Origin of the sequence: Streptomyces sp. NPDC051740, from assembly GCF_044453165.1 — a bacterium.
Lineage (GTDB): Bacteria > Actinomycetota > Actinomycetes > Streptomycetales > Streptomycetaceae > Streptomyces > Streptomyces atrovirens.
The window spans coordinates 296,164-308,028 of the sequence record NZ_JBITCL010000009.1; the positions used below are offsets into that span (position 1 = coordinate 296,164).

General features: G+C 72.0%; 13 protein-coding genes and 1 pseudogene. 8 read left to right on the plus strand and 6 right to left on the minus strand.

The genetic code is table 11. From position 1 onward, the window contains the following. Positions 1-23: 23 nt before the first annotated feature. Positions 24-1,532, minus strand: coding sequence for an IucA/IucC family protein (locus tag ACIA6T_RS18195; RefSeq protein WP_399447490.1), 1,509 nt, complete (start codon positions 1,530-1,532; stop codon positions 24-26). Positions 1,533-1,644: 112 nt separating this feature from the next. Here ACIA6T_RS18195 and ACIA6T_RS18200 point away from each other — a divergent pair, with 112 nt between their 5' ends. Genes ACIA6T_RS18200 through ACIA6T_RS18210 form a run of 3 tightly spaced genes read left to right on the plus strand, consistent with a single transcriptional unit; the run spans position 1,645 to position 5,267 of the window. Then, entirely contained in the window at positions 1,645-3,153 is a 1,509-nt protein-coding gene (locus ACIA6T_RS18200) for an IucA/IucC family protein (RefSeq protein ID WP_399447464.1), read from the plus strand. A 45-nt stretch (positions 3,154-3,198) separates the two neighbouring features. Then, entirely contained in the window at positions 3,199-4,473 is a 1,275-nt protein-coding gene (locus tag ACIA6T_RS18205; protein ID WP_399447465.1) for a VWA domain-containing protein, read from the plus strand. Beyond that, positions 4,473-5,267, plus strand: coding sequence for a hypothetical protein (locus ACIA6T_RS18210; protein ID WP_399447466.1), 795 nt, complete (start codon positions 4,473-4,475; stop codon positions 5,265-5,267). Before ACIA6T_RS18205 ends, ACIA6T_RS18210 begins: the two co-directional genes overlap by 1 nt. Before the next feature lie 52 nt (positions 5,268-5,319). On the opposite strand, the gene ACIA6T_RS18215 is transcribed toward ACIA6T_RS18210, so the two are convergent. Continuing rightward, positions 5,320-5,946 carry a winged helix-turn-helix transcriptional regulator gene (locus ACIA6T_RS18215; RefSeq protein WP_399447467.1) on the minus strand — a complete coding sequence of 209 codons (627 nt, stop codon included), beginning with the start codon at positions 5,944-5,946 and terminating at the stop codon, positions 5,320-5,322. Positions 5,947-6,029: 83 nt separating this feature from the next. Between ACIA6T_RS18215 and ACIA6T_RS18220 the strand changes: the two genes are divergently transcribed. Beyond that, entirely contained in the window at positions 6,030-7,238 is a 1,209-nt protein-coding gene (locus tag ACIA6T_RS18220; protein ID WP_399447468.1) for a pyridoxal phosphate-dependent aminotransferase, read from the plus strand. A 43-nt stretch (positions 7,239-7,281) separates the two neighbouring features. Beyond that, positions 7,282-7,608, plus strand: a complete 327-nt coding sequence (locus ACIA6T_RS18225) for a hypothetical protein (protein ID WP_399447469.1) — start codon at positions 7,282-7,284, stop codon at positions 7,606-7,608. On the opposite strand, the gene ACIA6T_RS18230 is transcribed toward ACIA6T_RS18225, so the two are convergent. Both ACIA6T_RS18230 and ACIA6T_RS18235 read right to left on the minus strand, forming a co-directional pair. Next, positions 7,598-8,038 (minus strand): hypothetical protein, encoded by a 441-nt coding sequence (locus ACIA6T_RS18230; RefSeq protein WP_399447470.1) that lies wholly within the window; start codon positions 8,036-8,038, stop codon positions 7,598-7,600. The genes ACIA6T_RS18225 and ACIA6T_RS18230 overlap by 11 nt on opposite strands. After that, on the minus strand, positions 7,947-8,477 hold the full coding sequence (locus ACIA6T_RS18235; RefSeq protein WP_399447471.1) for a helix-turn-helix domain-containing protein: 531 nt from the start codon (positions 8,475-8,477) through the stop codon (positions 7,947-7,949). The genes ACIA6T_RS18230 and ACIA6T_RS18235 overlap by 92 nt, the downstream gene beginning before the upstream one ends. Before the next feature lie 286 nt (positions 8,478-8,763). On the opposite strand from ACIA6T_RS18235, the gene ACIA6T_RS18240 reads away from it, so the two are divergent. Then, positions 8,764-9,657: an MBL fold metallo-hydrolase gene (locus tag ACIA6T_RS18240; protein WP_399447472.1), complete on the plus strand. Its 894-nt coding sequence runs from the start codon at positions 8,764-8,766 to the stop codon at positions 9,655-9,657. A 445-nt stretch (positions 9,658-10,102) separates the two neighbouring features. Next, positions 10,103-10,519 carry a hypothetical protein gene (locus ACIA6T_RS18245; protein WP_399447473.1) on the plus strand — a complete coding sequence of 139 codons (417 nt, stop codon included), beginning with the start codon at positions 10,103-10,105 and terminating at the stop codon, positions 10,517-10,519. Here the strand turns inward: ACIA6T_RS18245 and ACIA6T_RS18250 are convergent. Both ACIA6T_RS18250 and ACIA6T_RS18255 read right to left on the minus strand, forming a co-directional pair. Beyond that, complete coding sequence (locus ACIA6T_RS18250) at positions 10,503-11,177, minus strand: SUKH-4 family immunity protein (RefSeq protein WP_399447474.1); 675 nt, start codon at positions 11,175-11,177, stop codon at positions 10,503-10,505. The two genes, ACIA6T_RS18245 and ACIA6T_RS18250, sit on opposite strands and share 17 nt — an antisense overlap. Next, positions 11,170-11,484 (minus strand): nucleic acid/nucleotide deaminase domain-containing protein, encoded by a 315-nt coding sequence (locus ACIA6T_RS18255; protein ID WP_399447475.1) that lies wholly within the window; start codon positions 11,482-11,484, stop codon positions 11,170-11,172. The genes ACIA6T_RS18250 and ACIA6T_RS18255 overlap by 8 nt, the downstream gene beginning before the upstream one ends. A 14-nt stretch (positions 11,485-11,498) precedes the next feature. Here ACIA6T_RS18255 and ACIA6T_RS18260 point away from each other — a divergent pair. Continuing rightward, positions 11,499-11,771 (plus strand): annotated as a pseudogene (locus ACIA6T_RS18260) (helix-turn-helix transcriptional regulator); the annotation flags it as partial. Between the last annotated feature and the right edge of the window lie 94 nt (positions 11,772-11,865).

Here is an 11,865-nt window from a genome sequence, read left to right on the forward strand (position 1 = left end):
GCCTCCCGCGGGCTCACCCGCCTTTATGGGCCGGCCAGCGGGTTGGGCAGCGGGCGGTAGCGGGCGTCGGCGCCGTCCGCGCCGGTCCAGCGGAGCAGGAGGTTGGTCTTGGCCGGGAGGGCCGGGGCGGTGAGCAGGGCGGGGATCTCGGGGAGGTCGTGCCGGGACAGTTCGCGGCGGACCGCGGGCCAGGGGTCGAGACCGGGATGGTGGTCGGCGAGGGCGGCGGCGGTCTCGGAGAGGTGGTTGACGAGCAGGCAGTACACCAGGCGTTCCCAGCCCGCCTCCCTGGAGACCGCGGACAGCAGCTTCACGCCCTCCGCGTCCCGGTACAGGGCCCGTACCGGCATGCCGTCGGGGTCCATGGCGACGAGCGTGTTCTGCAGGTGGGCCTCCAGGACGACGCCGTGTCCGCCGAAGGCCGTCAGGGCCGGGGGGACCACCCGCGACAGGTAGGCATCCCACCAGGCCACCGGATCGGGGGTGGCGGCCAGGGGGTTGCCGTCGAAGCCCTCCACCAGGGCGGCGGCCAGGTAGGGGGTCGCGTCGGGTGGGAGGTGGTCGCGCAGGCCGTCGCGTACGACCACGGCCAGTTGTTCGTGGGCGAAGTCCGCGGTGCGGTGGCCCCGGTCGCTCTGCCAGGCCGCGTCGGACCCGGCGAGGGCGTCGCGTGCGGCCGTGTCGGTCGTACGGAGCTTCAGCAGGTCGTGGCGCCACAGCCGGCGGATGTCGTTGGTGATGCGCACGTCCAGGCTGAACTTCAGGAACAGGTCGCGCTCGGGCGCGTACACGGTGCGGACCGCCGCCGTGGGCCACACCGGGAAGGGGGTCGTGCCCAGCCGGATCAGGCGGCCGTCGGCGAAGGCGGGGGCGAGGTCACGGGCGGCGAGGTCCAGTTGCCAGGGGTGGGCGGGCAGCAGGCGGTAGCCGGGGGGTGCGGTGCCCAGGCGGTCGAGGGCCGCGGTGTCGCCCTCGTCCACGACCGTGTCCTCGCGCAGCCCCAGCAGCGTCAGCGGGAAGCGGGCGTGCGCCTCGGGCGCGTACGGCAGCCAGGCCGTCGCGGGGCCGCCGCCGCGTGCCTTGGGGGCGGGGTGGTGGGTGTGGCCGGTGACGAGGGCCTGCTCGGAGCGCAGATACGGGTCGTCCGGCGGGGTGGCCCGGGCGCGGGCGGCGAGCAGCGCGGCCACCGCCTCCCGGCTGTCGAGCATCTCGGCGGGCAGTTCGTGGTTGGGCAGGCCGGTGTGCCGGCGCAGCTCCTCGGCGACGAGTTTCACCAGCTCCGTGTGGCCGAGGCGGTGCCAGGCGCCCGCCGCGTGGACCTCGGGTGCGGCGGGGCGCCGGGTGCCGCGCACCCGCAGCAGGCGGTCCGTACCGGGCAGGCGGTACGTCGAGTGCGCCCCCGCCCCCGATCCCGTCACCGATCCCGTCCCCGATCCCGTCCCCGGTACGGGCCGGGCCACTTCGCGCAGCAGGCAGTTCAACAGCGGCACCGCCGCGTACGCGTCGGCGTCGTCGTCCGCGGGCGGGGGCATGAGATCCACGCGTTCCTCTGGTTCCTTACGGTCTGTCCGGGCGGAGACGATCAGTATGTCTGTCATCGTCCACCCGTACGTCCCACCCCGCGCGTCACCGAGGAGCCCGACCGTGCACCGTCCCCCCACCGCCGAGGCCGAGGCCGCCGACGAGTTGGCCGTCGTACGGCCCTCTCTCGTGCCCCGGTACACCGACGCGCTGCCCGGCGCCCGCGCGGCCGTGCTGACCCGGCTGTGGCGTGGCCTCGCGCACGATCCGCTGCCGTGGATCGCCCGGCGGGAGACACGGCGCGACGGGCTCGGCCTGCGGCTCGCGGACGGGCGGTGGCTGCGCGGCCCGCGGGCGGATCCGTACGCGACCGCCTCGTACGTCACGGCCGTACGGCTGGACGAGGCGGTGTACGACGATCCGGCGCGGCTGATGACGGAGCTGGCCGTACCGCACTCGGAGGTGTTCGCCGCCGAACTCGCGCACAGCGTGGCGTCGTTGGCGCTGTCCCGAGCAGGGCGGTGGAACCGTCCGCGGGAGTGGCCCGCGCGGGACTGGGAGTGGGAGCGGCGGGTGGTCGACGGGCATCCGTTCCACCCCAACTGCCGTTCCCGGCCCGGTTTCTCGGTGGCCGAGCAGCTCGCCTACGGCCCCGAGCACGGGCCGGTGGTGGAGCTGGGGCTGCTGCCCGTGCCGGAGGCCGGGTGCCTGGTGTCGGGGGTGTGGCCGGGGTGGCTGCGGGAGCCGGGGCGGGTGGTGGTCCCGGTGCACCCCTGGCAGGCGGCGCATGTGCTGAAGCGGACGGGTGAGCGGCGTCTGAGGGCACATCCGCTGATGGCGCTGCGCACCCTCGCGCTGCCGGACGGGCCGCACGTCAAGACGGCGCTGAGCGCCCGGCTGACGTCCTCGGTGCGGGACATCTCGCTCGGCTCGGTGGCCGCGTCGGCGGTGCTGTCGGACTTCGGGGAGACGGTGGCGGCGCGCACGGACGGGCTGCTGCACGTCACCCGCACGCTGGGCGCGGTGGCGGCCGGGTCGCCCGATCTGGCGGCGGTGCTGCGCGAGTCGCCGGAGGAGTACGCGGCGCCCGGGGAGCGGGTCGTCCCGGTGGCGGCGCTGGCCACCACCGAACTGCCGCACTCCCCCGCCTGGTCGATCCGGTTCGCGCGGCTCGCGCTCACGGTCGGGCTGCGGCTGCTGGAGCTGGGGGTGGCGCTGGAGGCGCACGGCCAGAACCTGCTCGTGGTGCTGTCGCCGGACGGGGATCCGGTACGGCTGGTCTACCGCGATCTGGCCGATCTGCGGATCGGTCCCGCCCGCCTCGCCCGGCACGGCGTCCCGCTCCCCGAGGAGGTGCCCGCGCGCATGGTCACGGACGACGAACGCACGCTGCGGCGGAAGCTGTTCGGCTCGCTGGTGGCGGGCGCGCTGGCGGGGACGGCGGGATCGGGTCCGGTGCTGCGGACGGTCCTGGAGAGCGCCGTACGGGATCTGCCGCGCACCCCGGACCTGGCCGCCCTGCTCGACGAGCCACTGCCGGCGAAGGCCCTGACGCTGATGCGGCTGTCGCCGCGGGCGTCGGGGGACCAATGGGCGGAACTGCCCAATCCGCTCCGGTACGGGTCCCTGTGACACCCCGTTTTGGAGCGCGGCGCTCCTGATCAATAGGATCCGCCGATGATCAGAAGAAAACGGCCGGTGGCAGGCGCCTGTGCCCTGCTCGCCGCACTGACGGCCGGGCTCGCCTTCCCGGCCGGGGCGGCCGCCGGTGAACCCACGGGTCAGGACGCCCCCAAGGTGAACCTGGTCCTCGATGTGAGCGGCTCGATGCGGGCCAAGGACATCGACGGCCAGTCCCGGATGGCGGCGGCGAAGCAGGCGTTCAACGAGGTGCTGGACGCGACGCCGGAGGAGGTCGAGCTGGGCATCCGCACGCTCGGCGCGAACTACCCCGGTGACGACCGCAAGGAGGGCTGCAAGGACACCGCGCAGCTCTACCCGGTCGGCCCGCTGGACCGCACCGAGGCGAAGACGGCGGTGGCCACCCTCGCCCCGACGGGCTGGACCCCGATCGGCCCCGCCCTGCTGAAGGCGGCCGACGATCTCGACGGCGGCGACGGCTCCAAGCGGATCGTGCTGATCAGCGACGGCGAGGACACCTGCGCCCCGCTCGACCCGTGCGAGGTGGCCCGGGAGATCGCGGCCAGGGGCATCGGCCTGACCATCGACACGCTGGGCCTGGTGCCGAACGCCAAGCTGAGCCAACAGCTCAGCTGCATCGCCGAGGCGACCGGCGGGACGTACACCTCGGTCGAGCACCAGGACGAGCTCACCGACCGGGTGAACGAGCTGGTGGACCGCGCGGCCGAGCCCGTGGTGACGCCGGTGGCCACCGAGGGCGCCGGCTCGTGCGCCGAGGCGCCGACGCTCGAGTCCGGCCTCTACACCGACCGTGAGGAGTTCGGGCAGCAGCGCTGGTACCGCGTGGAGCTGCTCGCCGGCCAGGAACTGCGCGCCTCGGTGAGCGTGGCGGCGGACCGCGCCGTGCGCCCGGACCACGGTGTGCTGCTGCGGGCCGTCACGGTGCACGACCGGGAGATCGTACGCGGCGAGGCGACCGGCAACGGCCGTACGGACGTGCTGTCCACCGGGCTGCGCTACCCGAAGCCCGAGCGGGACGACGACGACAGCGACAAGCCCGCGGCCGAGACCGTGTGCCTGGTGGTGACCAACTCCTTCTCGGCGGACTCCGGGGTGAAGACCACGCCCGGTCTTCCGCTGGAACTGACGGTCGACGTCGTGGACGGTCCGGACGGCGCGGACGACGTGGCCTCCTTCGGTCTCGGCCGGGGCTGGTGGCTGCTCGGCGCGCTGATCCTCACCGGCTTCCTCGCCGGTCTCGTCTGGGGCTGGCTGTCACGCTGGCGGGTCGCCGTCTGGAGGACCAACTGATGCGCGTCGTACGGGTACTGAGTGCCGCCCTCCTGACCCTCGGACTGGCCGCCGCCCCCGCCGCGGCCGACTCCTCCCCCTCCCCCGGTACGTCCGACGACGGGGCGCCCACCCGCGCGGGCACCTCGTTCCGCACGGCGACGGAGGTCGAGCAGGGGCAGACCGCCACCGCGCGTGCCTCCACGGGCGACTACCTGTACTGGTCGTTCCCGGCGGACGCCGGGCAGCGCCCCACCGTCCACGCGACGGTGAAGCTGCCGGAGAGCCACGCGGCCGAGACCTGGCAGATCGACGTGTACGACGGTCTGCGCCGCCGCCAGGCCTGCCAGTACGGCGCGCAGACCCGCACCGCCGGGACGGACACGCCCTCCGTGGAGCTGGAGTGCGTGCTGCGCACGGTCCGCGCCTGGTCGGAGCCGTGGGCCGACGACCCGCTGCCGGGCACGTACTACGTCCGCCTCACGGCGCTGCGGCTGTCCACGGCCGACCTCGGCCAGCCGGTGGACGCCGAACTGCGGGTCGGGTCCAAGGACATGGGCGGTGCGGCGGCGGTGGACGGCGCGCTGTCCGAACCGCTGGTGCCGGGCATCGCGACGCGTGCCGAGTCGAAGGAGGACGACGACTCGGCGGTACTGGCCGACCTGGAGCCCGAGGACGGCTGGACCTCCGGCTGGTGGTCCGACCGCTGGATATGGACGGCGGCGGGCGGCGTGCTGGCCGCCCTGGCGGGTGTCGCCGGCTACCGCCTGACGCGGGGGTCCGGGCGTCCGCCCGGGGTACCACCGACCGCGTGACGTGACGTCCTTCCGGAAGGCCCGCCCCGTGCGGGCCTTCCGCCTTTTCGTCTCACGTCTCCCGCAGGACCTTGGCGAGCGCGCCCTCGCCCGTCACCTCGACCCGTCCCGCGCGGACCGCGTCCGCCAGGGCCAGTTCGCCGCGGCTGATCGCCGTACAGGTGGCGGTGTCCAGGGAGAGCAGGGCGTCGGGCTCCCCGGGGGCGGGGCCGTCGCCGTACACGGGACCGTCCTCGGCGCCGACGTGCAGGTGGAACCTGCCCTCGTCCAGGCGGACTTCGACGAGGCCCTCGCCCTCCAGGGCGCGCAGCAGGGGCAGCGCGAACCAGTGGGCGCGCACCGCGTCCGTGGGGCGCCGTTCGCCCAGTTCGGTCTCGCCCCAGGTGCCGAGGGACTGGAGTACGGGCAGCAACGCGCCCCCGCGCGGCGTGAGTTCGTACACGTACGCCGCGCCGGGCGGGGGCAGCCGGCGACGGGTGGTGAGGCCGTCGCGTTCCATGTCCTTGAGCCGGGAGGCCAGTACGTCCGTGCTGACGCCGGGCAGGTCCGCGTGCAGGTCGGTGTAGCGGCGCGGTCCCGCGAGGAGTTCGCGGACGATCAGCAGGGTCCAGCGGTCGCCGACGACGTCGAGCGCGCGGGCGGCGGAACAGTACTGGTCGTAGCTTCGGCGAGGTGACATGCGACGCAGTCTAGACATGTTGTTGGACTTTCCAAGCTCCCACTTGGTAAAACCAAGCAACACGACGTGAGGGGAAGCGGCGCATGGAGTTCCGGCAGTCGAGCAAGCTCAGCGAGGTCTGTTACGAGATCCGCGGTCCGGTGATCGAGCACGCCAACGCGCTGGAGGAGGCGGGGCACAGCGTGCTGCGCCTGAACACCGGCAACCCGGCCCTGTTCGGTTTCGAGGCGCCGGAGGAGATCGTCCAGGACATGATCCGGATGCTCCCCCGGGCACACGGCTACACCGACTCACGGGGCGTCCTCTCCGCCCGCCGCGCGGTGGCCCAGCGCTACCAGACCCTGGGCCTGGAGGTCGACGTCGACGACGTCTTCCTCGGCAACGGCGTCTCCGAGCTGATCTCGATGGCCGTACAGGCCCTGCTGGAGGACGGCGACGAAGTCCTGATCCCGGCGCCGGACTTCCCCCTCTGGACCGCGGTGACGAACCTCGCGGGCGGCAAGGCGGTCCACTACCTGTGCGACGAACAGGCCGACTGGTACCCGGACCTGGACGACATGGCGGCGAAGATCACGGACCGCACCAAGGCCGTGGTCATCATCAACCCCAACAACCCGACCGGCGCGGTGTACCCGAAGGAGATCGTCGAGGGCATCCTCGACCTGGCCCGCCGCCACGGCCTGATGGTGCTCGCCGACGAGATCTACGACCAGATCCTCTACGACGACGCCGTGCACCACTCGGCCGCCGCGCTCGCCCCCGACCTGGTCGTCCTCACCTTCTGCGGCCTGTCCAAGACCTACCGCGTGGCGGGCTTCCGCTCCGGCTGGCTGGTGGTCACCGGCCCCAAGCAGCACGCGAGGGACTACCTGGAGGGCCTGACCATGCTGGCCTCCATGCGGCTGTGCGCCAACGCGCCCGCCCAGTACGCCATCCAGGCCGCCCTCGGCGGCCGGCAGTCCATCCGCGAACTGACCGCACCGGGCGGCCGGCTGCGCGAACAGCGGGACGTGGCCTGGGAGAAGCTGAACGAGATCCCCGGCGTGAGCTGCGTGAAGCCGAAGGGCGCGCTGTACGCGTTCCCGCGCATCGACCCGTCCGTGCACAGGATCCACGACGACGAGAAGTTCGTCCTCGACCTGCTGCTGAGGGAGAAGATCCAGGTCGTCCAGGGCACCGGCTTCAACTGGCCCTCCCCCGACCACTTCCGCATCCTCACCCTCCCCCGCGTGGAGGACCTGGAGGCGGCGATCGGACGGATCGGGCGGTTCCTGAGTGGATACCGCCAGTAAGGGGCCAGGAACCACCGACGGGACGATCGCGTCCGATCAAGGTATGCGAGAAGAGAGACAGGGCTGTGCGGGCATCCTCCTGGCGGCCGTGGGAGCCGTCGCGGCGGTGCTCTCCTGGGCGCCGAAGGCGCGGGTCAGCATCCACGGCGGTTTCGAGGGCATGCACCGTGACCTGAGCGTCCTCTACGTCGACCTCCCCCTCATCGCCCTCGGCGGCGCGCTCGTCCCGCTCGCCGCCTGGCTGCTCACCCTGCGCGCGCTGCGCCGCCCGTGGCTCGCGGCCGCGATCGCGGCGGGCGCGCTCGCGCTCGGGGTCTGGGGCCTGCTGAGCTGGTGGACACCCTACGAACGGCCCGAGTTCACGGGTTAGGTCCCGCACCCTTGCCGATGCCGCAAGCCTGTCGCAGCACCGTCAGCGCCGCGGAGGAGGCGGATCCGGGCTCCGTGGTGAAGGTGACGAGGGACTGGTGCGGTTCCCGCGGGACGTGGAACGTCTGCTGCGTGACGGTCAGGTCCCCGACGACCGGATGCGCCAGGTCGTGGACGTCGCGGCCGCAGGGCTCGACGGTGTGTTCGGCCCACAGCAAAGCGAACTCGGGGCTGTGGATAGCCAGTTCGCCGACCAGCGCGGCGAGGCAGGCGTCCTCGGGGTTGCGGGCCGTCAGGACGCGCAGGTTGCCGACCACGGCGCGGGCCTTGGCGGGCCAGTCACGGTGGAGGGCGCGGGTGTGCGCGTCCAGGAAGACCAGCCGGGACAGGTTGGGCCGGGTGACCGGGTCGTCGGGCGAGGCGGGGTCCACGTGTCCGGCGAGCAGGGCGTGTCCGGCTCCGTTCCCAGGCCAGCACGTCGTTGCGGCGGCCCACGACGAGCGCGGGCACGTCGCCCATGGCGGCCAGCAGCGTCCGCAGATCCGCGGAGGCGTGCTCCTCGGGAGGCGCCGCCGGCCCGGTCCGGTGACTCGTCGTCGTCGACAGGACGTGCAGGTGTTCCCGCTCGGCCGTGGTCAGGTGCAGGGCGGTCGCGATCGCGTCGAGGACCTCGGCCGAGGCGTTGAGCGACTGGCCCTGTTCGAGCCGGGTGTAGCAGCCGGCGCTGACCTCCGCGAGCATCGCGAGTTCCTCCCGGCGCAGCCCGGGCACCCGGCGCCGGTACCCGTACCGGGGCAGCCCGACGTCGTCCGGGCTCAGCTGCGCCCGCCGCGCCATCAGGAACTCACCGAGCGGTGATCTGCGGTTCATGGCGGCAAGTATGCGCGGCGGCCGTGTCCGTCTGCCTGCACCTGTCAGGGGTAGGCAGGAGCGGGCCTGGTCACCTCGGCCGGCGGCCTCCAGAGTCGGTCGTACGGATCGCGGCGAGAACCGCTCCGCATCTCCTGCTCACCCACTGTCCACGGCACCGCCGTACGCATCGCGGCCCTGCCCCGGGCACCGCACACGAACGGGGTAGACACAATGCCCACCACCCCGCCCGCGCCGTCTTCGCCCGCGGAGGCGGCCGTTTCCACGGCACCCCCAGGTCACCACGGTGGAACTGGGGGACGTCGAGATCACCCGCGTCATCGAGTTCTCGGACGTATCACCGATGACGACCGACGTGTTCTTCCCCGGCAGCGAGCCCGAGGAATGGCGGCGCCACGCCGCGCTGCTGGACCCGGACCACTGGGACGCCCGCACCGACCTGACGCGCGTCGCCACCCAGTCCTGGGCGCTGCGCAGCGAGGACAGGGTCATCCTGATCGACACCGGCGCGGGCAACGGCAAGTACCGCCCGCTGCGGCCGATCTGGTCGTACCTGAACACGGACTACCTGGAGAACCTCGCCGCGGCCGGCGTCCGGCCGGAGGACGTCGACCTCGTCGTCAACACGCACCTGCACGACGATCACGTCGGCTGGAACACCCGGCTCGACGGACGCGACTGGGTGCCCACCTTCCCGAACGCGACGTATCTGATGCCGCAGACCGACGTCACGTACTGGCATCCCGACAACCTGCACCGCACCAAGTTCGGCCGGGGGAACCAGAACGTCTACGAGGACAGCGTCCAGCCGGTGATCGACGCGGGGCTCGTCAAAACCTGGGACGACTCCTACGTCATCGACGCCGGCCTCCGGCTCGAACCGGCCCCGGGGCACACTCCGGGATCCTCGGTCATCCACCTCGACCCCAAGGGCGACCGCGCGGTCTTCGCCGGTGACCTGCTGCACGGCGCGATCCAGGTCCACGAGCCCCACCTCAACAGCTGCTTCGAGGAGGACGAGGACGGCGCCCGCGCCAGCCGGGCACGGATGTTCGCGTACGCGGCCGACCACAACGCCCTCGTGCTCCCCGCCCACCTGCCCGGCCACGGGGCTTTCGAGATCCGGCGCGAAGGCGCCGGGTTCAAGATCTCCGGCTGGGCGCCTTTCTCCCGCACCTGACAACCTGTCCGAAGGACGCCCACGCGTCAGCGGGCTCGCGGATGTACTCGGCATCGTAGGCGGCCCAGGGTCTTCGAGAAGTCCCCGAGTGGGCAGTTCGCCTGTCGGGTCCGGTACGTGACGGCTCATCGGTACCTGTCAGCAGGTCCCAGGACGCGGAACAGGCGTGACCGCTGGTGATCATGTGGGTGTCGGGTCCGTTTGAGCACCGAGCGAGTCCATGCCTGCGCGCACGTCTTCCCGTATGCCGTCATACCTGCGACAGCTGGGCGACCGTCCCGTCCGGTCCCGGCCGAAGAGGTCACCGGCCTGCGGAGATATCTGGTCGACGTGCCGGATCCGCGGGCCCGCCGCGGCTGCCGCCGTTCTGGCCGGTGCCGCCTCTGTCACGGCGATCGGCGAGTGGGTCGCAGACGCCCCGCACGCTCACCAGGTTCTCCAAGTCGTGCGCTGGAGACGGGAACTGGGCACCGACAAGCAGACGATCGAGCGGATCTGCCTGGTCACGAGCCTGTCGCCCGGTGCGGCCACCGGCAGCGAACTCGCCGCGTGGATCCGCGGACACCGGTTCATCGAGAACCGGCTCCCTCACGTCCGGAACCACACCTTCCGCGAGGACGCCTCCAAGATCCGCATCTGGCACCTGTCCCGCGTGATGGCCGGCCTGCGCAGTTGCGCCATCGGCGTCCACCGCCAAAACGGCCGTACCAACATCGCTGCCGCCCTCCGTCGCACCGCCCGCGACCTGCAGGAGATCACCGCTCGGAAGAAGAACGCACATCAGTGTGGACAGCAGTCGGACGGTGTCCGGCGGTTCCGCCGTTCGGTAGCCGTACCCGGATGGCTCACCACACATCGATGATGACGTCACTCCAGAAGCCACCCTCGTCCTGGATCCACGCGTCCATGCTCTGGAACCGGTGCAGTACGTGCCTGCACAGGCTCTGGTAGCCGTCGTACGGATCCTGTACCTCTTCGTCGATCCGGCCCTCCGCCAGCGCCGCTGTCTCGGCATCGCCGGCCCGCACTTGCTCCGCGGCAAGAAGCGGCAGAATCCAGTGCCACCGCCAAGCGCACTCGACAAAGCCGACCATCGTGGAATTGGCCGTCGTGGGGAGAAGGCCAGCCGGGTGAAGATGAGCCAGATCCGGATGGACCTGAGAGTCGGCAGGAATCAGCAACACCTCGCCGGTCCCTTCCACAGCGGCAATCCGAGCACTTCCGTACGAGCCGATCCGGTAGACGGGCCGACCGTCACGTCCCGGCTCCGGCGTTTCGGACTCCTGGAGGCTGCCCACGATCCCCAGCAGATCATCATTCCTCGCGGGTGGCAGCCCGAAAACCTGCAGATGGCGTCTGCCCTGTGCGGGGAGGATCCAGTCCGCCACCTGCGGTGAGGGGCGGACCGGCGCGCCGCTGCACCGGCGCAGCTCGTCAAGTGGCGCAGCCAGAATGCGATCGACTTCCGCCCGCGTTCCGGTCGCGTCCAAAGCCTTGTCGGCAGTCTTCCCGCTATCCACCGAACACCTTCCTTCGGATTGCCGAGAGCGCGTTGTCGCCTCGCTCGAAGCTCCACGAAAGACTCGCGTTGGTGAATCTTGACATACGGGCAGCGCAATCATGCCCCGCGGTCGTGCAGAAATTCCGCTCGGAGTAGATGGCCGTGACCCGGGCCGGGTCGATCCCCAGACTGTCCAGGAACTCGTCGGCGTGCGCCTCTGAGTGAACAGTCCCGGCGGCCGTACCCGGGAGCGCCGTACGGAAGGTGTCCGGGCCTGTCCGGGTCGTGACGCGTGACGTCCCGCACCCGCCGTGTGTTGAACCCACGGAGGTGTGGGGACATGAGCGTGGAACCTTACGGGGCGGACGAGGAGTCGGCGGCCGTTCTGCGGACCGTGGGCAGGGTGATCAAGATGTGCCGGGAGCGGGAGGGCATGACCCAGGCCGGTCTCGCCACGGCCATCAGGTACAGCGAGGAGCAGGTGTCGTCCGTCGAGCGCGGGCGCAGGGCGCCGGCGGAGGAGTTCCTGGAGGCGGCGGACCGGGTGCTCGAAGCGGGCGGGCTGATCTCGGGGCTGAAGAACGATGTGGCGAAGGCCCGGTTCCCGAAGAAGGATGCTGTTGGTTAATTCGGGCCTGGTCACTTCGCCCCGCCGCTATGCGGCGGGGCGAAGTGCTGTCAGGGGGCTGGTGCGGGTGCGGGCTCGG